General features: G+C 61.4%; 14 protein-coding genes. 13 read left to right on the forward strand and 1 reads right to left on the reverse strand.

Translation table 11 applies throughout. From position 1 onward, the window contains the following. Window positions 1–229: 229 nt before the first annotated feature. Complete coding sequence (locus HNO86_RS01885; protein WP_372242505.1) at window positions 230–2,671, reverse strand: penicillin-binding protein 1A; 2,442 nt, start codon at window positions 2,669–2,671, stop codon at window positions 230–232. Window positions 2,672–2,887: 216 nt separating this feature from the next. On the opposite strand from HNO86_RS01885, the gene HNO86_RS01890 reads away from it, so the two are divergent. The 13 genes from HNO86_RS01890 to HNO86_RS01950 all read left to right on the forward strand — a co-directional run bounded on the left by HNO86_RS01890 (window position 2,888) and on the right by HNO86_RS01950 (window position 21,074). Further along, entirely contained in the window at window positions 2,888–3,949 is a 1,062-nt protein-coding gene (locus tag HNO86_RS01890; RefSeq protein ID WP_175375340.1) for a type IV pilus assembly protein PilM, read from the forward strand. Next, the gene (locus HNO86_RS01895; protein WP_175375341.1) at window positions 3,949–4,515 is read left to right on the forward strand and encodes a PilN domain-containing protein; all 567 of its coding nucleotides are present in this window, start codon (window positions 3,949–3,951) and stop codon (window positions 4,513–4,515) included. Before HNO86_RS01890 ends, HNO86_RS01895 begins: the two co-directional genes overlap by 1 nt. Further along, window positions 4,512–5,135: a type 4a pilus biogenesis protein PilO gene (gene pilO / locus HNO86_RS01900; protein WP_175375342.1), complete on the forward strand. Its 624-nt coding sequence runs from the start codon at window positions 4,512–4,514 to the stop codon at window positions 5,133–5,135. Before HNO86_RS01895 ends, pilO begins: the two co-directional genes overlap by 4 nt. Then, complete coding sequence (locus tag HNO86_RS01905; protein ID WP_175375343.1) at window positions 5,132–5,659, forward strand: pilus assembly protein PilP; 528 nt, start codon at window positions 5,132–5,134, stop codon at window positions 5,657–5,659. Before pilO ends, HNO86_RS01905 begins: the two co-directional genes overlap by 4 nt. A gap of 13 nt (window positions 5,660–5,672) precedes the next feature. Continuing rightward, window positions 5,673–7,760 (forward strand): type IV pilus secretin PilQ, encoded by a 2,088-nt coding sequence (pilQ, locus tag HNO86_RS01910; RefSeq protein ID WP_175375344.1) that lies wholly within the window; start codon window positions 5,673–5,675, stop codon window positions 7,758–7,760. Window positions 7,761–7,764: 4 nt separating this feature from the next. Further along, window positions 7,765–8,283, forward strand: coding sequence for a shikimate kinase AroK (gene aroK / locus HNO86_RS01915; RefSeq protein ID WP_056725695.1), 519 nt, complete (start codon window positions 7,765–7,767; stop codon window positions 8,281–8,283). Window positions 8,284–8,433: 150 nt separating this feature from the next. Next, complete coding sequence (gene aroB, locus HNO86_RS01920) at window positions 8,434–9,534, forward strand: 3-dehydroquinate synthase (RefSeq protein ID WP_175375345.1); 1,101 nt, start codon at window positions 8,434–8,436, stop codon at window positions 9,532–9,534. A 10-nt stretch (window positions 9,535–9,544) separates the two neighbouring features. Further along, window positions 9,545–11,140 (forward strand): AAA family ATPase, encoded by a 1,596-nt coding sequence (locus HNO86_RS01925; RefSeq protein WP_175375346.1) that lies wholly within the window; start codon window positions 9,545–9,547, stop codon window positions 11,138–11,140. Window positions 11,141–11,487: 347 nt separating this feature from the next. Continuing rightward, complete coding sequence (gene gltB / locus HNO86_RS01930) at window positions 11,488–15,936, forward strand: glutamate synthase large subunit (RefSeq protein WP_175375347.1); 4,449 nt, start codon at window positions 11,488–11,490, stop codon at window positions 15,934–15,936. Between the two features lie 126 nt (window positions 15,937–16,062). Continuing rightward, on the forward strand, window positions 16,063–17,481 hold the full coding sequence (locus HNO86_RS01935; RefSeq protein ID WP_175375348.1) for an FAD-dependent oxidoreductase: 1,419 nt from the start codon (window positions 16,063–16,065) through the stop codon (window positions 17,479–17,481). A gap of 151 nt (window positions 17,482–17,632) precedes the next feature. Beyond that, window positions 17,633–18,700 carry a uroporphyrinogen decarboxylase gene (gene hemE / locus HNO86_RS01940; protein ID WP_175375349.1) on the forward strand — a complete coding sequence of 356 codons (1,068 nt, stop codon included), beginning with the start codon at window positions 17,633–17,635 and terminating at the stop codon, window positions 18,698–18,700. Between the two features lie 294 nt (window positions 18,701–18,994). Then, window positions 18,995–20,461, forward strand: a complete 1,467-nt coding sequence (gene gbpA, locus HNO86_RS01945) for an N-acetylglucosamine-binding protein GbpA (protein WP_175375350.1) — start codon at window positions 18,995–18,997, stop codon at window positions 20,459–20,461. 235 nt (window positions 20,462–20,696) lie between these two features. Further along, entirely contained in the window at window positions 20,697–21,074 is a 378-nt protein-coding gene (locus HNO86_RS01950) for a type II secretion system protein N (protein ID WP_372242503.1), read from the forward strand. Window positions 21,075–21,077 lie beyond the last annotated feature (3 nt).

The raw sequence follows: 21,077 nt of genomic DNA on the forward strand, positions 1-21,077 counted from the left end.
AGGCAAGCCGCAAGCCGCAAGCCGCAAGCCGCAAGCCGCAAGCCGCAAGCCGCAAGCCGCAAGCCCGCAAGCCGCAAGCCACAAGCCACAAGCCACAAGCCACAAGCGAAAAGATCGCAGCCTTCGGCAGCTCCTGCACGGGATTTGTATTCACCCTGTAGGAGCTGCCGAAGGCTGCGATCTTTTGATCTTTCTTGAAGCTTGTAGCTTGAAGCTCGCCGCTGCTTCTCTAGAACAAATCGATCGGCGCCGCTTCATCCGCTGGCAGCGGGCTGCCCGGTGCATTACCGTTGCCCAGCTCATTGACCGACGGTGGCGTGTCTTCGGCCTTGAACAGCTCGAAATAGGCGCCAGGGGTGCCCGGAGTGGCCGCGCGGCCGCTGACCGGGTCGACACGCAGGCTGAGGATGCCTTCAGGCTCCTGCTGCGTGTGCGGCGGCATGTCCTTGAGCGCGGCACCCATGTAATTCATCCAGATCGGCAGCGCGACCGTGCCGCCGAACTCCTTGCGGCCCAGGCTTTCGGGTTGGTCGAAACCGGTCCAGACGGTGGTCACGTAATCGGCGTTGTAGCCGGAGAACCAGGCGTCCTTGGATTCGTTGGTGGTACCGGTCTTGCCGGCGATGTCGCTGCGGCCCAGGGCCAGGGCTCGACGGCCGGTGCCGAGCTTGATCACGTCCTCGAGCATGCTGTTGAGGATGTAGGTCGTGCGGCCATCGACAATGCGCTCGGCCACAGCTGGCGCCTGCGGCGTCGGCTGTGTTGCGGCAGCGGCATCGCCCGGCGTGGCATTGACCGTGAAGGCCTGGGCCGCTGGCGCGGCGATACCGTCGCTGGCGGCGCCGCCCTTTGGCACGGTCGGCGGATTGGCGACGAACAGCGTGTCGCCATTGCGGCTTTCGACCTTGTCGATGATGTACGGGGTGATCTTGTAGCCGCCGTTGGCGAAGGTGCTCCAGCCGGTGGCGATCTCCATTGGCGTCAGGGTCGCGGTGCCCAGGGCCAGGGACAGGTTGCGCGGCAGGTCCTGCTTGTTGAAGCCGAACTTGCTGATGTAGTCGATGGTGCGATCGACGCCCAGCGCCTGCAGCAGGCGGATCGACACCAGGTTGCGCGACTTGTACAGCGCTTCGCGCAGACGGATCGGGCCGAGGAAGGTGTTGGTGTCGTTCTTCGGACGCCAGACCTTGTCCAGGTACTCGTCGACGAACACGATCGGCGCATCGTTCACCAGGCTGGCGGCGGTGTAGCCGTTATCCAGCGCGGCGCTATAGACGAACGGCTTGAAGCTCGAACCCGGCTGCCGCTTGGCCTGCAAGGCGCGGTTGTAGTTGCTCTGCTCGAAGGCAAAACCGCCGACCAGCGCGCGAATGGCGCCGTTCTGCGGGTCGAGGGACACCAGCGCGCCCTGGGCCTGCGGGATCTGGCTGAACTTCAGCGAATCATCCTGCTGGCGCTGTACGCGAATCAGGTCGCCGACCTGGGCCACATCCGACGGCTGGCGCGGATTGGCGCCCATGCTGTTGGTGTTGAGGAACGGGCGGGCCCATTTCATGGTGTCCCAGTTGACGTGCTCGCTGCCGGTGCGGGTCAGCACCTGCAGGCCGTTCTTGTCGACCTGGGTGACGATGGCCGGCTCCAGGCCACTGATGGTGCGCTGTTTGGTCAGTTCGGTCGCCCACGCCTCGCGGGTCTTGCCCGGCAAGCGCGACTCGGGCCCGCGATAGCCATGACGCTGGTCGTAGGTCATCAAGCCTTCATGAACGGCGGTGTTGGCCAGTTCCTGCAGGTTGCTCGGTACCGTGGTGGTGACGCGGAAACCTTCGGTGTAGGCGTCGCTGCCATAGCGGCCGACCATTTCCGCGCGAGCCATTTCGGCGATGTATGGCGCGTTAACTTCCGGCGTCGGCACGTGATAACTGGCGTTGAGCGGCTCGTTGATCGCCGCGGTGTAATCGGCTTCGCTGATTTTGCCCAGCTTGTACATCCGCCCCAGGATCCAGTCGCGACGCTCCTTGCTGCGCGCCGGGTTGGCGAGCGGGTTGAAGCGCGACGGGGCCTTGGGCAGGCCGGCGATCATCGCCATCTGCGCCAGGCTGATGTCACGAATCGACTTGCCGTAATAGACCTGCGCCGCCGCCTCGATGCCGTAGGCGCGGTTGCCCAGATAGATCTTGTTGACGTACAGCTCGAGGATTTCGTCCTTGGTCAGCTGCCGTTCGATCTGCAGCGCCAGGAGAATTTCGGTGGTCTTGCGCGAGAAGCTGCGTTCGCTGGTCAGGAAGAAGTTCTTCGCCACCTGCATGGTGATGGTGCTGCCGCCGGACTGGATGTGCCCGCTCTTGACCAGTTGGGTCGCCGCGCGCATCAGGCTGCTGGGGTCGACGCCATAGTGGTTGGCGAAGTTGTCGTCTTCAGCACTTAGTAACGCATTGATGAAGTTGGGGGGAATGTCGGCGAAACGGATCGGCGTGCGGCGCATTTCGCCGAACTCTGCGATCAGTTTGTTGTCGCTGCTGTAGACCCGCAGCGGAATCTGCAACTGGATACTTCTCAGCGCCTCCACAGATGGCAAACCGGGGCTAAGGTATAGAAACGCCCCGCTCAGACCCAGAAGCAGTCCGCAGAATATCGCGACGATGGACCAACCGAGAAATTTCAGCAGACGAATCAAGGCTATTGGATATCCAGGGTAAAAATTGAGTGACGCATCAGGGTTCAGAGTAAAGGCGAACGGCCCGCGCTTGAGAAAAGCGGAAAAAAACGCTGGGCATTATAAGCATTTTTCCACCGCAGGCGTCATTGGCGGCTAATGTCAAGACGGGTGGAGGGAACGCAATACGCATTACAGAGTCCGTAACTCACGGATAGTCATAGGGAATTGCTAGTGCCAGGACTCTTCAACAAAAAGGCCAATACGCTTCTGGGCATCGACATCAGCTCCACATCGGTGAAATTGCTGGAGTTGAGTCGTCAGGGCGACCGCTATCGGGTCGAGGCCTACGCGGTAGAACCGCTGCCCGCCAGCGCTGTGACCGAAAAAAACATCGCCGAACTCGAAGGCGTGGGTCAGGCCCTCGCACGCGTGGTGGTCAAGGCCAAAACCAGCCTCAAGAACGTTGCGGTGGCGGTTGCCGGTTCCGCGGTGATCACCAAGACCATCGAGATGGATGCCGGTCTTTCCGATGACGAGATGGAAAGCCAGCTGAAAATCGAGGCCGATCAATACATCCCTTATCCGCTGGATGAAGTCGCCATCGACTTCGAAGTCCAGGGCGCGTCTGCGCGTAACCCCGAGCGGGTCAACGTGCTGCTCGCCGCCTGCCGCAAGGAGAACGTCGAAGTGCGCGAGGCCGCCCTGACCCTGGCCGGCCTGACCGCCCGCGTGGTCGACGTCGAAGCCTATGCCCTGGAACGCTCCTTCGGCCTGCTGGGCAATCACTTGACGGTTTCCCCGGAGCGCCTGGTGGCGGTGGTGGATATCGGCGCGACCATGACCACCCTGAGCGTGCTGCTGGGCGGGCGGATCATCTACACCCGCGAACAATTGTTCGGCGGTCGCCAGTTGACCGAGGAAATTCAGCGTCGATATGGCCTGACCGTCGAGCAGGCCGGCCTGGCGAAGAAGCAGGGCGGATTGCCCAGCGACTACGTCAGCGCCGTGTTGCAGCCCTTCCGTGAAGCTCTGGTGCAACAGGTCTCGCGCTCGTTGCAGTTTTTCTTTGCCTCCGGTCAGTACCACGCGGTCGACCAGATCGTGCTGGCCGGCGGCACGGCCTCGGTCTCCGGGCTGGACCGGTTGATCGAACAGCAGCTGGGTACCCCGACCCTGGTCGCCAACCCCTTTGCCGACATGACCCTGAACGGCAAGGTCAACGCCGCGGCGCTGGCCAGCGATGCGCCCGCCCTGATGATCGCCTGCGGGCTGGCGCTCAGGAGCTTCGACTGATGGCGCGGATCAACCTTTTACCCTGGCGCGAAGAGCTGCGCGAAGAGCGTCGCAAGCGGTTTCTGCTGATTCTGGTGGGTGTGCTGGTCGGCACGGCGGGCGCGGTACTGATTGCCAACCAGGTGATCAGCAGCGCGATAGACCGGCAGGTGGCGCGCAACGACTACATCAGCAAGCAGATCGCCATTGTCGACGAACGCATCAAGCAGATCAGTGATCTCAAGGCTCGTCGTCAGCAGTTGATCGAACGTATGCGCATCATTCAGGACTTGCAGGGCAACCGGCCCATCAGTGGGCGAATTTTTGATCAGTTGGCGCGCACCCTGCCGGACGGGGTGTACTTCACCGAAGTGAAAATGGAAGGCAAGAGCCTGTCCATCTCCGGCGCCGCGGAATCCAACAACCGGGTGTCCGACCTGATGCGCAATCTGGAGGCGTCGGACTGGTTCGACGCGCCGAGCCTGACGGAGGTCAAAGCGACGACCGCCGGTCAGGTTGATCAGGCCAACGTGTTCCAGCTGACCGTTCGTCAGACCCAGCCTGCTGTCGCGGAGGACGGAAAATGAATCTGTCCGGATGGATTGAAGGGCTGCGCAACATCGACATCAACGATCTGGACACCAACAACATCGGTTCATGGCCGCCGGCGATCAAGGTGGTGGTGGGGACGTTGGTCATGGCGCTGGTGCTGGCGCTGGGCTACAGCTTTTCCACCAGTGAGCTCGAGGATCAGCTGCATCTCAAGCGCGAAGAGGAGTCGACGCTCAAGGAGCAGTTTGCCGACAAGGCCCGCATGGCGGCGAATCTGGAGCTCTATACCGAGCAGATGAAGGAAATGGAGAATTCCTTCGGCGTGCTGCTGCGGCAACTGCCCAGTGACACCGAAGTCCCCGGCCTGCTGGAAGACATCACCCGCACCGGTCTGGGCAGCGGCCTGGAGTTTGAAGAGATCAAACTGCTGCCCGAGGTCACCCAGCCGTTCTACATCGAATTGCCGATCCAGATCACCGTCACCGGCGCCTATCACGACCTGGCCACGTTCGTCAGCGGCGTGGCCGGGCTGCCGCGTATCGTCACCCTGCATGATTTCGACCTGGCGCCGGCCAATCCCGACGGCGGGCCCAAGTTGCGCATGAGCATCCTGGCCAAGACCTATCGCTACAACGACAAGGGGCTGCATCCATGAGCCCGATCCGGATGATTTTCATGGCTGCGACCCTGGCGGTCCTGGCCGGTTGCGGCGGCGGGGACGATTTCAGGGATCTGGACGCCTACATGAACGAAATGCGCCTGCGGGCGCCGGGCAAGATTGAACCAACGCCGACATTCCGGTCTTACCCCACATTCACCTACAACGCCGCCAATCTGCGCAGTCCGTTTTCGCGGCAGGTCAGGGTCGACCTGGCCGGCCAGAAGCGCGGCTCGCGCAACGTCAAACCGGACCCGAACCGGGTCAAGCAATACCTCGAAGGCTTCAACATCGAGCAGTTTGAAATGGTCGGCACCCTTTCCAACGCATCGGGCTCCTTTGCGCTGCTGCGCGGAGCGGGCGGCGTGTACCGGCTGAAAGTCGGCGATTACCTGGGGCGCAACGATGGGCGGATCGTCTCCATCAATGCCACGCAAGTCGATGTGATCGAAATCGTCCCTGACGGCGAAGGTGCATGGCTGGAACGGCCGCGGACCATTCCTTTGAAAGAACACTCATAGTGGAACTCGAACAATGAACAGGATTCTCTCCACCCTCGGGATGTCGCTATGGATAGCGCTGCTTTCGCCGATGGTACAGGCGGCCAACCTCAAGGCGCTGGATGTCGCCGCGCTGCCTGGAGACCGCGTCGAGTTGAAGCTGGCGTTCGACCAGCCACCACCGGCACCGCGCGGCTACACCACCGAATCGCCCGCACGAATCGCCCTGGACCTGCCCGGTGTAGTCAACCAGTTGTCGAGCAAGACCCGTGACCTTGGCAGCGGCAATGCCCGCAGCGCCACGGTGGTCGAGGCTGCCGATCGCACGCGGCTGATCATCAACCTGACCCAACTGACGCCCTACAGCACCCGGGTCGAGGGTAATAACCTGTTCGTTGAAGTCGGCCAGGGCAGCAAGATGGCGACTGCCAAGGCACCGGCCTCCAGAGCGCCAGCCGCTGCGGTGTCGACGCCAGCCCCGGCTCCGGCGCGCGCGCCTGTTGCGGCCTCTAAAGCCATCCGGGCCGTGGATTTCCAGCGCGGCACCCAGGGCGAGGGCAATGTGGTGATCGACCTGTCGGATCCGTCCATCGCCCCGGACATTCAGGAGCGCGAAGGCAAGATCGTCCTCAGCTTTGCCAAAACCCGACTGCCCGAACCGCTGCGTGTGCGTCTGGACGTCAAGGATTTCGCCACCCCGGTGCAGTTCGTCAATGCCAGCGCCACCGGTGACCGCGCCAATATCACCATCGAGCCCAGCGGCGCCTTCGATTACTCCACCTACCAGACCGACAACAAGCTGACCGTCAGCATCCGTGCGATGACGGTCGATGACCTGCAAAAGCGCAACGCCGATCGCTACGCCTACAGCGGCGAAAAGCTCTCGCTGAACTTCCAGGACATCGATGTACGTTCGGTGCTGCAACTGATCGCCGACTTCACCAACCTCAATCTGGTCGCCAGCGACACCGTGCAGGGCGGCATCACCCTGCGCCTGCAAAACGTGCCCTGGGACCAGGCGCTGGACCTGGTGCTGAAAACCAAGGGCCTGGACAAGCGCAAGATCGGCAACGTGTTGCTGGTGGCGCCGGCGGATGAAATCGCCGCCCGCGAGCGCCAGGAACTGGAGTCGCAGAAGCAGATTGCGGAACTGGCGCCGTTGCGGCGCGAGCTGTTGCAGGTCAATTACGCCAAGGCCGCCGATATCGCCAAGCTGTTCCAGTCGGTGACCAGTGCCGAGGCGAAAGTCGACGAACGGGGCTCGATCACCGTCGATGAGCGGACCAACAACATCATTGCCTACCAGACCCAGGATCGGCTCGACGAATTGCGCCGCATCGTCGCGCAGTTGGACATTCCGGTGCGCCAGGTGATGATCGAGGCGCGGATCGTCGAGGCCAACGTGGATTACGACAAGAGCCTGGGCGTGCGCTGGGGTGGTTCGGTGCAGAACAAGGGCAACTGGAATGCCTCCGGAGTGAACAACTCCTCGACGACCATCGGCACCCCCGGCAGTACCAGCACCAACACACCGTTCGTCGACATGGGCGCGGCGGGCAATACGTCGGGAATCGGCATTGCGTTCATTACCGACAACGTTCTGCTCGACCTTGAACTGACGGCCATGGAAAAGACCGGCAACGGTGAAATCGTCTCGCAACCCAAGGTCGTCACCTCCGACAAGGAGACCGCGAAGATCCTCAAGGGCACCGAAATTCCCTACCAGGAAGCCAGCTCCAGCGGCGCTACATCGGTGTCTTTCAAGGAGGCGTCGCTGTCGCTGGAGGTCACACCGCAGATCACGCCGGACAACCGGATCATCATGGAAGTGAAGGTCACCAAGGACGAACCCGACTTCCTCAACAAAGTGCAGGATGTACCGCCCATCAAGAAAAACGAGGTCAATGCCAAGGTCCTGGTCAATGATGGCGAGACCATCGTCATTGGCGGCGTTTTCTCAAATACTCAGAGCAAGGTTGTAGATAAGGTGCCATTTCTTGGCGATGTGCCGTATCTTGGCCGCCTTTTCCGGCGTGACGTGGTTTCGGAGAAAAAATCCGAGCTGTTGGTGTTTCTCACTCCGCGTATCATGAATAACCAGGCGTTTGCTGTGAGTCGTTGATTCTGTGCGAAATTTGATTCTTGTAGGACCGATGGGCGCTGGAAAAAGCACCATCGGCCGTTTGCTGGCCAAAGAGCTGCGCTTGCCGTTCAAAGATTCCGATAAGGAAATTGAATTACGCACGGGCGCCAATATCCCATGGATCTTCGACAAGGAAGGCGAACCGGGCTTTCGTGATCGCGAGCAGGCAATGATTGCCGAGCTGTGCGATTACGACGGCGTGGTGCTGGCGACCGGCGGTGGCGCGGTGATGCGCGAAGCCAATCGTCGGGCACTGCATGCCGGGGGCAGGGTGGTTTACCTGCATGCTTCCGTCGAACAGCAGGTCGGTCGCACGTCCCGCGACCGCAATCGGCCGTTGCTGCGCACGGCAGATCCGGCCAAGACCCTCCGGGATCTGCTGGCGATCCGCGATCCGCTGTACCGGGAAATCGCCGATCTGGTGGTGGAAACCGATGAGCGGCCGCCGCGAATGGTCGTGCTTGATATCCTCGAACGCCTGCAGCAACTGCCTCCCCGTTAAAGCGCGGCGCGAAATGCGCTATCCTCGGCGTCCTGCCACATCCTTCGCGATTGTGGCGGATGGCTCTGGTACGGCGTCAAACCGGCAGATGTCGTGGACTTTCGATAATTCAAGGCGGGACGCCTGATTACATCTTCACTGTGGGGACACATGCAGACACTCAAGGTCGATCTAGGCGAGCGCAGCTACCCGATTCACATTGGCGAAGGGTTGTTGGATCAGCCCGAGCTGCTGGCCCCGCACATTCGCGGACGGCAAGTCGCGATCATCTCCAACGAAACCGTCGCGCCGCTCTATCTTGAACGTCTGACCCGCAGCCTCGCGCAGTTCTCGGTGATTTCCGTGGTGCTGCCCGATGGCGAAGCCTTCAAGAACTGGGAAACCCTGCAACTGATCTTCGACGGTCTGCTGACCGCACGGCACGACCGCCGCACCACGGTGATCGCCCTCGGTGGCGGCGTGATCGGCGACATGGCCGGTTTTGCGGCGGCCTGCTACCAGCGCGGCGTCGATTTCATTCAGGTCCCGACCACCTTGCTGTCCCAGGTCGACTCTTCGGTCGGCGGCAAGACCGGTATCAATCACCCGTTGGGCAAGAACATGATCGGCGCGTTCTATCAGCCGAACGTCGTGCTGATCGACACGGCTTCCCTCAAGACTCTGCCAGCGCGCGAGCTGTCCGCCGGGCTGGCTGAAGTCATCAAGTACGGCCTGATCTGCGATGAGCCGTTCCTGACCTGGCTCGAAGGCAACGTGGATCGCCTGCGCAGTCTGGATCAGCAAGCCCTGACCTATGCCATCGAGCGCTCTTGCGCGGCCAAGGCCGCGGTCGTCGGTGCCGACGAAAAAGAGACCGGCGTGCGCGCCACGCTCAACCTGGGCCACACCTTCGGCCACGCCATCGAAACCCACATGGGCTACGGCGTCTGGCTGCATGGCGAAGCGGTCGCCGCGGGCACCGTGATGGCGCTGGAAATGTCGGCGCGCCTGGGCTGGATCAGCGAGCAGGAACGCGATCGCGGCATTCGTCTGTTCCAGCGTGCCGGCTTGCCGGTCATTCCGCCTGAAGAAATGACCGAAGCCCATTTCCTCGAACACATGTCAGTTGATAAAAAAGTGATCGACGGTCGTTTGCGCCTGGTGCTGCTGCGCCGCATGGGCGAAGCGGTGGTGACCGACGATTATCCGAAAGAGGTTCTACAGGCCACGCTGGGAGCGGACTATCGCGCCCTGGCTCAGCTTAAAGGTTAATAAGAAAGCGATGACTAGTTTGCATGCCGACGAGGCTTTCCTCGGCCATTACCAGTTGAACCACGACCCCTTCGCACCACGGGTCCCCGGCTTCAAGTTTTTCCCGGCCCAGCGCAAACCGGTGCTCGGCCAGTTGCATCACCTGGCGCGCTACAGCCAATTGCTGTTGGTGGTCACGGGCCCGCAGGGCAGCGGCAAGACTCTGTTGCGTCAGGCGCTGGTGGCCAGCACCAACAAGCAATCGGTACAGAGCGTGGTGGTTTCCGCCCGTGGCGCCGGCGATGCAGCTGGCGTGCTGCGCCAGGTGGCGCAGACGCTGGACGTGGCGCAGGCCGAAGTCGGCGACATCCTGGATCAGGTGGTGCAACTGGCGCTGACCGGTCAGGAAGTCTATCTGCTGGTGGATGACGCCGAGCAGCTCGACGACTCTGCCCTGGAAGCCTTGATGGCGCTGGCCGCCGGTGCGCCGGAAGGCCGCCCGCACGTGTTCCTGTTCGGCGAGTCGTCGCTGATTGCCAAACTCGACGCCTTGCAGCTCGAGGAAGAGCGTTTCCACGTCATCGAACTGCAGCCTTACACCGAAGAAGAAACCCGCGAATATCTCGACCAGCGACTCGAAGGCGCCGGCCGGGGTATCGAACTTTTTACCGCGGATCAGATCTCTGATATTCACGAAAGCTCCGAAGGCTGGCCTGGAAACATCAATCAGGTCGCCCGCGATGCGATGATCGAAGCCATGATTGCCAGCCGCACAGCGGTCAAGCGTCCAAGTATGGGGTTCAATATGCCGAAGAAACACGTATTGGCGATTTCCGCCGTCGTTGTGGTCGCGGTAGCCGCCGCCTGGTTGATGCCGGGTCGCAGCAAAGCACCGACCACGGGTGCACCGGCCAACGAGCAGGCGCAACTGCCGCTGGGCCAGGGACAACCACAGGCGGGCGGTGCGCCGGCCGTGGAATTCGCCGGTAACACGCAGCCGATGCCATTGCCGTTGGTCGGTAATTCGCAACCGGTGATGCGTGAGCCGCTCGCCGAAGCCGCCGGTGGTATTACCGAGGGCGACGATGGCGTGCCGTTGGAAGGCTCCAGCGCGACACCGCCGACCGTCACCACCATCGCACCGCCTGCGGGCGCTCCTGCCGGTCCGGCGCCGACGCCGGTGACCAAGCCGACGCCGGCCCCGACTCAAGTCGCCACCGCCAAGCCTGCACCCGCTCCGGCACCTGCTGCCAAGCCTGCTCCGGCGCCAGCCAAACCGGCCGCTGTCGCCACTGCCAAGCCTGTCGAGAAGCCAGCCGCCGCTCCAGCCAAGGCTGCCGGTGGTACCTGGTACGCAGGTCAGGCGCCGGGCAACTACGTGGTGCAGATCCTCGGCACCAGCTCCGAAGCGACCGCTCAGAACTTCGTCAAGGAGCAGGGCGGCGAGTACCGTTATTTCAAGAAAGTCCTCAATGGCAAACCGCTTTACGTCATCACTTACGGCAGCTTCGCCAACCGCGATGCAGCCGTAACCGCCATCAAGGCCTTGCCAGCGAAGGTTCAGGCTGGTAAACCTTGGCCTCGCACTGTCGCCAGCGTCCAACAGGAACTGGCAACAACTCGCTGAAGATTCGGCGGCCTTACCCAGGCCGCCTCTCCCGGCACCTCAAAATTTCTGCAACGCATGCGGCTTTCGGGCCGCGTGCGTTGTGGTGTCTGCGTCACAGTAGTCTTTGAGTCGTAGCGGTCGAAACTAAAAAAGTTTTGACTAGCACAGCAGATCGCTTTAAACCTTTCATAAATGCGACACGGATTTGCGACATTTCGTCGCCAAATTTGTGAGCCCTTGTGTCGGTGTGTACAATGACCTCCCTTTTGCTTCCGCAAAGCCGGCGTACGTTCGGCGCGGATCGCAAGTGGTTGAATTGAAAAGAAATTTGCCTCGTTGAGGGGCAGCCTGGTGAGAAAGTGTCTATGAAAGCAGGTCTGTACCAACCAGATGAATTCAAGGATAACTGCGGTTTCGGCCTGATAGCCCATATGCAGGGCGAGCCCAGTCATACCCTTTTGACAACGGCCATCGAGGCCCTGACCTGCATGACCCACCGCGGTGGGATTAATGCCGACGGCAAGACCGGTGACGGTTGCGGTCTGCTGATTCAAAAGCCCGACGCGTTTCTGCGAGCCATCGCCCAGGAAACCTTCGGCGTCGAAATGCCCAAGCAATATGCGGTGGGCATGGTCTTCTTCAACCAGGACCCTGTAAAAGCCGAAGCCGCTCGCGAGAACATGAACCGCGAGATCCTGGCCGCCGGCCTGCAGCTGGTCGGCTGGCGCAAAGTGCCGATCGACACCAGCGTCCTCGGCCGCCTGGCTCTGGAGCGCCTGCCGCAGATCGAACAAGTGTTCATCGGTGGTGAAGGCTTGAGCGATCAGGACATGGCGATCAAGCTGTTCAGCTCCCGTCGTCGTTCGTCCGTGGCCAACGCCGCCGACGTCGATCACTACATCTGCAGCTTCTCCCACAAGACCATCATTTATAAGGGCCTGATGATGCCGGCGGACCTCGCCGCCTTCTATCCGGACCTGAGCGATGAGCGCCTGCAAACCGCAATCTGCGTGTTCCACCAGCGCTTCTCCACCAACACCCTGCCGAAATGGCCGTTGGCTCAACCGTTCCGCTTCCTGGCGCACAACGGCGAGATCAACACCATCACCGGCAACCGCAACTGGGCCGTGGCCCGTCGCACCAAGTTCGCCAACGACCTGATGCCCGACCTCGAAGAGCTCGGCCCGCTGGTCAACCGCGTCGGTTCCGACTCCTCCAGCATGGACAACATGCTCGAGCTGATGGTCACCGGTGGCATCGACCTGTTCCGTGGCGTGCGGATGATCATTCCGCCAGCCTGGCAGAACGTCGAAACCATGGACCCGGATCTGCGTGCGTTCTACGAATACAACTCGATGCACATGGAGCCGTGGGACGGCCCGGCCGGCGTGGTAATGACCGACGGTCGCTACGCGGTGTGCCTGCTCGACCGTAACGGTCTGCGTCCGGCGCGCTGGGTCACCACCAAGAACGGCTTCATCACCCTGGCCTCGGAAATCGGCGTCTGGGACTACCAGCCTGAAGACGTGATCGCCAAGGGCCGTGTCGGTCCTGGCCAGATCTTCGCCGTGGACACCGAAACCGGTCAGATCCTCGACACCGACGCCATCGACAACCGTCTGAAGTCCCGTCATCCGTACAAGCAATGGCTGCGCAAGAACGCCCTGCGCATCCAGGCGACCATGGAAGACAACGACCACGGTTCGGCCTTCTACGACGTCGACCAGCTCAAGCAATACATGAAGATGTATCAGGTCACGTTCGAAGAGCGCGACCAGGTGCTGCGTCCGCTCGGCGAGCAAGGCTACGAAGCCGTGGGCTCGATGGGCGACGATACGCCGATGGCCGTGCTGTCCCAGCGCGTACGCACGCCGTACGACTATTTCCGCCAGCAGTTCGCGCAAGTCACCAACCCGCCGATCGACCCGTTGCGTGAAGCCATCGTCATGTCGCTGGAGATCTGCCTCGGTGCCGAGCGCAACATCTTCCAGGAATCGCCTGAGCACGCTTCGCGCGTCATCCTCAGCTCGCCGATCATTTCCCCGGCCAAGTGGCGTTCGTTGATGAACCTGGACCGTCCGGGCTTCGAGCGGGCGATCATCGACCTCAACTACGACGAAAGCGTCGGCCTCGAAGCGGCCATCCGCAGCGTTGCCGATCAGGCTGAAGAAGCCGTGCGTTCCGGTCGTACCCAGGTTGTGCTGAGTGACCGTCACATCGCACCGGGCAAGTTGCCGATCCACGCCTCCCTGGCCACCGGTGCGGTCCACCACCGCCTGACCGAGAAAGGCCTGCGTTGCGACTCCAACATTCTTGTTGAAACCGCGACCGCTCGCGATCCGCATCACTTCGCCGTGCTGGTCGGTTTCGGTGCTTCCGCCGTTTATCCGTTCCTGGCCTACGAAGTGCTGGGCGACCTGATCCGTACCGGTGAAGTGCTGGGCGACCTCTATGAGGTGTTCAAGAACTACCGTCGCGGCATCACCAAGGGCCTGCTCAAGATCCTGTCGAAGATGGGTATCTCGACCATCACGTCCTACCGTGGCGCGCAGCTGTTCGAAGCCATCGGTCTGTCCGAGGAAGTCTGCAACCTGAGCTTCCGCGGCGTGCCGAGCCGCATCAAGGGTGCGCGTTTCGTCGACATCGAAGCCGAGCAGAAAGCCCTGGCCGCCGAAGCCTGGAGTCCGCGCAAGCCGATCCAGCAGGGCGGTCTGCTGAAGTTCGTCCACGGTGGCGAATACCACGCCTACAACCCGGACGTGGTCAACACCCTGCAAGCCGCCGTGCAGCAGGGCGACTACGCCAAGTTCAAGGAATACACCTCGCTGGTGGACAACCGTCCGGTGTCGATGATCCGCGACCTGCTCAAGGTCAAGGTCCTCGACAAGCCGCTGGACATCAGCGAAGTCGAGCCGCTGGAATCGGTGCTCAAGCGCTTCGACTCCGCCGGTATCTCCCTGGGCGCCCTGTCGCCGGAAGCTCACGAAGCCCTGGCCGAGGCCATGAACCGCCTCGGTGCGCGTTCCAACTCCGGTGAAGGCGGCGAAGACCCGGCGCGCTACGGCACCATCAAGAGCTCGAAAATCAAGCAGGTTGCTACCGGTCGTTTCGGTGTGACCCCTGAATACCTGGTCAACGCCGAAGTGCTGCAGATCAAGGTTGCCCAAGGCGCCAAGCCGGGCGAGGGCGGTCAGCTGCCAGGCGGCAAGGTCAACGGTCTGATCGCCAAGCTGCGTTACGCGGTACCGGGCGTGACCCTGATCTCGCCACCGCCGCACCACGACATCTACTCGATCGAAGACTTGTCGCAGCTGATTTTCGACCTCAAGCAAGTCAACCCGAAGGCGCTGGTCTCGGTGAAGCTGGTGGCAGAAGCAGGCGTCGGCACCATCGCCGCCGGTGTGGCCAAGGCCTATGCCGACCTGATCACCATCTCCGGCTACGACGGCGGTACCGGTGCATCGCCACTGACCTCGATCAAATACGCGGGCGCTCCGTGGGAACTCGGCCTGGCTGAAACCCACCAGACCCTGCGTGGCAATGACCTGCGCGGCAAGGTCAAGGTGCAGACCGACGGCGGCCTGAAAACCGGCCTCGACGTGATCAAGGCGGCCATCCTCGGCGCTGAAAGCTTCGGCTTCGGCACCGCTCCGATGATTGCCCTGGGTTGCAAATACCTGCGCATCTGCCACCTGAACAACTGCGCCACCGGCGTTGCGACTCAGAACGAGAAGCTGCGCAAGGACCACTACATCGGTACCGTCGACATGGTGGTGAATTTCTTCACCTACGTCGCCGAAGAAACCCGTGAGTGGCTGGCCAAGCTGGGCGTGCGCTCGCTCGAAGAGCTGATCGGCCGTACCGATCTGCTGGACATCATCGAAGGTCAGACCACCAAGCAGCACCACCTGGACCTGACCCCGTTGCTGGGCAGCGATCACATCCCGGCGGACAAGCCTCAGTTCTGCGGCGTTGAGCGTAACCCGCCGTTCGACCAGGGCCTGCTGGCCGAGAAGATGGTCGAGATGGCCACTTCGGCGATCAACGACCTGAGCGGCGCCGAGTTCGCCCTGGATATCTGCAACTGCGACCGTTCCATCGGCGCGCGAATCTCCGGTGAAATCGCCCGCAAGCACGGCAACCAGGGCATGGCCAACGCGCCGATCACCTTCCGCTTCAAGGGCACCGCTGGTCAGAGCTTCGGCGTCTGGAACGCCGGTGGCCTGAACATGTACCTGGAAGGTGACGCCAACGACTACGTCGGCAAGGGCATGACCGGCGGCAAGCTGGTGATCGTTCCGCCGAAGGGCAGCATCTACAAGACTCAGGACAGTGCCATTGTCGGCAACACCTGCCTGTATGGCGCCACGGGCGGCAAGCTGTTCGCCGCCGGTACCGCGGGCGAGCGTTTCGCCGTGCGTAACTCCGGTGCCCACACCGTCGTGGAAGGCACTGGCGATCACTGCTGCGAATACATGACCGGTGGTTTCGTCTGCGTACTGGGCAAGACCGGTTACAACTTCGGCTCTGGCATGACCGGCGGTTTCGCCTACGTGCTCGACCAGGACAACACCTTCGTTGACCGGGTCAACCACGAACTGGTGGAAATCCAGCGGATCAGCGGCGAGGCGATGGAAGCCTACCGCAGCCACCTGCAACGCGTGCTGAACGAGTACGTCGAGGAAACCGACAGCGAGTGGGGTCGTGAACTCGCCGAGAACCTGGATGACTACGTGCGCCGTTTCTGGCTTGTCAAACCAAAGGCAGCGAACTTGAAATCTCTGCTCTCCAGCACTCGTGCGAATCCGCAGTAAACGACGCAGCGGCAAGCCGCAAGCTTCAAGCGCCAAGCTGGAAGCTTGCGCGGTGAGGCGGATTAATTTGATTTTCTTGCAGCTTGAAGCTTGTAGCTTGAAGCTGTCGTGTACGAGGTTTTGAAGATGGGCGAACGTCTCAGCAACGACTTCCAATTCATCGAGGTCGGGCGCAAGGATCCGAAGAAGAAACTGTTGCGTCAACGCAAGAAAGAGTTCGTGGAAATCTACGAACCTTTCAAACCCCAGCAGTCGGCCGAGCAGGCCCACCGCTGCCTGGGTTGCGGTAACCCGTACTGCGAATGGAAGTGCCCGGTGCACAACTTCATTCCCAACTGGCTCAAGCTTGTGGCCGAGGGCAACATCCTCGCCGCCGCCGAGCTGTCGCACCAGACCAACACCCTGCCGGAAGTCTGCGGCCGGGTGTGCCCGCAGGACCGTCTGTGCGAGGGTGCCTGCACCCTCAACGACGGCTTCGGCGCGGTGACCATCGGTTCGGTTGAGAAGTACATCACCGACACCGCGTTCGCGATGGGCTGGCGTCCGGACATGTCCAAGGTCAAGCCGACCGGCAAGCGTGTCGCGATCATCGGCGCGGGCCCGGCGGGCCTGGGCTGTGCCGACGTGCTGGTGCGTGGCGGCGTTACCCCGGTGGTGTTCGACAAGAACCCGGAAATCGGCGGTCTGCTGACCTTCGGCATCCCCGAGTTCAAGCTGGAAAAGACCGTGCTGAGCAATCGTCGCGAAGTCTTCAGCGGCATGGGCATCGAGTTCCGCCTCAACACCGAGGTGGGCAAGGACGTGACCATGGAGCAACTGCTCGCCGAATACGATGCCGTGTTCATGGGCATGGGCACCTACACCTACATGAAGGGCGGCTTTGCCGGTGAGGACCTTCCGGGCGTCTACGACGCGCTGGACTTCCTGGTCGCCAACGTCAACCGCAACCTGGGCTTTGAAAAGTCGCCGGAAGATTTCGTCGACATGAAGGGCAAGAAGGTCGTGGTCCTGGGTGGTGGCGACACGGCGATGGACTGCAACCGCACCTCGATCCGCCAGGGCGCCAAGTCGGTGACCTGCGCCTATCGTCGTGACGAAGCGAACATGCCGGGCTCGCGCAAAGAGGTAAAGAACGCCAAGGAAGAGGGCGTGAAATTCCTCTACAACCGCCAGCCGATCGCCATCGTGGGTGAAGACAAGGTCGAAGGCGTGAAGGTGGTCGAGACCCGTCTCGGCGAGCCGGACGCCCGTGGCCGTCGCAGCCCCGAGCCGATTCCGGGCTCCGAAGAGATCATCCCGGCCGACGCCGTGGTCATCGCCTTCGGCTTCCGCCCGAGCCCGGCGCCGTGGTTCGAGCAGTTCAGCATCCAGACCGACAGCCAGGGCCGCGTCGTGGCTCCGGAACAGGGTCAGTACAAGCACCAGACCAGCAACCCGAAAATCTTCGCCGGTGGCGACATGGTGCGCGGTTCCGACCTGGTGGTGACCGCGATCTTCGAAGGCCGCAATGCGGCTGAAGGGATTCTGGATTATCTGGGCGTCTGACGACGCCAGCTTCAAGCTACAAGCTGCAAGCTGCAAGCTGCAAGCTGCAAGCTGCAAGTTGAGGTGATCGCGCCGTTAACTTGTCGCTTGTAGCTTGCCGCTTGCGGCTGTCTTTTGAGACCATGCCCGCACTTTTTTTCCGGATGCCGACATGACTGCCCTGAAGAACGACCGTTTCCTGCGCGCCCTGCTCAAGCAACCCGTAGACGTCACGCCCGTGTGGATGATGCGTCAGGCCGGACGCTATTTACCTGAATACCGCGCCAGCCGTGCCAAGGCCGGCGATTTCATGAGCCTGTGCATGAACCCGTCGTTCGCCTGCGAAGTCACGCTGCAGCCGCTGGACCGTTATCCACAACTGGATGCGGCGATCCTGTTCTCCGACATCCTGACCATCCCCGACGCCATGGGCCAGGGCCTGTATTTTGAAACCGGCGAAGGCCCGCGCTTCAAGAAAGTCGTCAGCACCCTGGCCGATATCGAAGCCCTGCCGATCCCCGATCCGCAGAAAGACCTCGGCTACGTCATGGACGCGGTCAGCACCATCCGCCGCGAACTCAACGGCCGCGTACCGCTGATCGGCTTCTCCGGCAGCCCGTGGACCCTGGCCACCTACATGGTCGAAGGCGGCTCGTCGAAAGACTACCGCAAGACCAAAACCATGCTGTACGACAACCCGCAAGCCCTGCACCTGCTGCTGGACAAGCTCGCGCAGACGGTCACCAGCTACCTCAATGGCCAGATCAAGGCCGGTGCGCAAGCGGTGCAAATCTTCGACAGCTGGGGCGGCAGCCTGTCGGCGGCGGCCTACCAGGAGTTCTCCCTGGCCTACATGAAGAAAATCGTCAGCGGCCTGATCCGCGAGCACGAAGGTCGCAAGGTGCCGGTGATCCTGTTCACCAAGAACGGCGGCCTGTGGCTGGAAAGCATCGCCGACGCCGGCGCCGACGCGCTGGGCCTGGATTGGACCTGCGACATCGGCAGCGCCCGTGATCGCGTCGGCAGCAAAGTTGCGCTGCAAGGCAACATGGACCCGACCGTGCTTTACGCCAAGCCGGAAGCCATCCGCGCCGAAGTCGGGCGCATCCTCGCCAGCTACGGCAAAGGTAGCGGTCACGTGTTCAACCTGGGGCATGGCATCACGCCGGAAGTCGATCCGGAGCATGCAGGTGCTTTCTTGCGTGCGGTACATGAGCTGTCGGCCCAGTACCACGAATAAGCGTTTCTGAAATGATCGAAAGCCTGTCCGGCATTACGCCGGACAGGCTTTTTTGTGCCTGACGTTTTTCATGTTAAAGGCCGTTTCACTGCGCGGGACAATTCCTTCATCCCCGTCGGAAAAGCGCTCAAGGTGACTATTCCTGCGTCCAAAAGCGATTTTCCCTACATAGAAAATCCATTCATCCAAGTAAGGTTCCGGCCCCTTGCCCAGCCTCATTGCTGAGCAATATCGCAAACATGGGCGCCAGCAATGTGCGCCTCAATCTTCGATAAGTAGTCTGGAATTCATTTGATGAACAATACCTCCTACAAGCGAAGTGCCCTGGCCAGCTGCACTTCTTCAATGATCCTGTTATCGGCCATGTTGGCGTCTCAAACCGTTTCCGCTCACGGCTATCTGGAAGTCCCGCCTTCGCGCGCACTGCTTTGCCAGAAAGGCCTGAACACCCACTGCGGCGGCGCGCAGTACGAGCCGCAAAGCGTCGGTGAAACCTTCAAGGGCTTCCCCGCCGGTACGGGCGGAGCACCCATGCAAGGGCCTATTGACGGCAAGATCCCGAGCGGCGGTCACTCGCTGTTCTCGGCACTGGATGCTCAGTCCGCCACCCGTTGGCACATGACGGAAATCAAGAACCGCAACGTCGATTTCCAGTGGCACTACACCGCCGTGCACCCGGCCACCAAACACGAATATTTCATCACGCGTAACGGCTGGAATCCGAACGAAGCACTCAAGCGTGCCTCCTTCGAAAGCACGCCGTTCTGCACCATCGACGGTGGCAATCAGAAGCCGTCTGACAGCGACAAGCACAACTGCAACATCCCCGCGGATAAATCCGGCCAGCATGTGATTCTGGGGGTCTGGAGCGTAGGTGACACTGACGCCGCGTTTTACAACGCTGCCGATGTGAACATCATTGCCGAGGCAGAACTTCCAGGCGGTTGGTCTGCCGTGGGCAGCATTGCGCCTTCGACCCCATTGCTGGTCGGCGACAAGGTCAAGGCACGCGCGTTCTCTGCCAACGGCGAAAGCCCGCAGTACAGCGTCGAAATCTCTATCGATACCGCCGAACAAGGTACGCCGAACAACTGGTCGTTCAAGCTGGCAGAGGCTATCAACCAGGCCCATACGCTTATCCGCGCTGGCGTTCGTGATGAAAACGGCACTATCGAGCCGGTCAAGGGCAACAACAGCCTGTACGCCCAAAAAGACAGCGGCGTCACCCGCTATGAAGTTCAGTTGGACATGAAGGAAGATACCGGCGCGCGCATGTCCGTGGCTTCTCAGCAAGACAAATACGTACTGGAAAAAGGCTTGGCCAAGGTCGATTTCAGCATGATCTCCAATCGCAAGATGAACGTTGAAGCGACCTTGTTCGACGAGAACAACAAGCTGGTTGGCTCCACGTCGGCACAGGCGGACAGCGGCGTGACCAACCTGGTCATGGATATTCGCAGCAACCCTGGTCAACACACCCTGACCCTGGTCGGCACCACCCTGGATGGTCGCACCACCCATCAGGACACCCAGACCACCAACGTGATCGGCGAAGGCGCTGGTGTCGAGCATGACTTCGTGTTCCCCGAAGGCCTCAGCGAATACACCGCCGGTACCAAAGTGCTGCAACCCAAGACCAACGAAGTCTTCGAGTGCAAGCCGTTCCCGGAGTCTGGCTACTGCAAGCAGTACAGCCCGAGCGCCAATGGCTTTGAGCCGGGTGTCGGTGCCCATTGGCACATGGCCTGGGACAAGATTTAAGTCCTCGTCACCCTTTGGGCGCTCACTAATGGGCGCCTGAAGGCTTATGCCGAAACTCGCTTTTTTGTTTTTTCAAACATCGAGTGATCTTGTGTCGATCCCTTTCAAACGCCACATCCCTGCTTTTGGCCTGCTGGTTTTATCGGTGGGCTATGCAGTGTTTGTGCTGTGGCAGGAATGGCAGTTTCGTCAGCAGCTGCCTCGGTTATCTGGAGTGGCGAGGCCAGCGACAGTGGTGTCCGAGCCGACGACGCTGGACGCAACTGCCGTTGCCATGGTGTTGGGCTTCACCTCTAAAGACACGCCACAGGCCAGCGCCGAACCCCTGACCCTGCACGCCAGTTTCGTGGTCAGCAATGGCCTGTCCAAGGCGCTGCTGGCCGATGCCCAGGGCCCGCGCCTGTATCAGGTCGGCGAACGCTTGCCGGGTGGCAGCGTGCTGCGCCGGGTCGAGGCCAATCAGGTGTTGCTGTGGAACAAGGGGCGCGAAGAGCGGCTGACCTTGCATCCGCCCGCCGCGCGCTTGCTGCGCCAACTCGAACCTGCGGCCGACGCCCAGGCCCCTGGCGTTTCCACGCGTTTTCTACGCCCGTTTTCCGGGCTGTCAGAGTGATCG

Origin of the sequence: Pseudomonas sp. C1C7 (genome assembly GCF_013359595.1) — a bacterium.
Taxonomy (GTDB): domain Bacteria; phylum Pseudomonadota; class Gammaproteobacteria; order Pseudomonadales; family Pseudomonadaceae; genus Aquipseudomonas.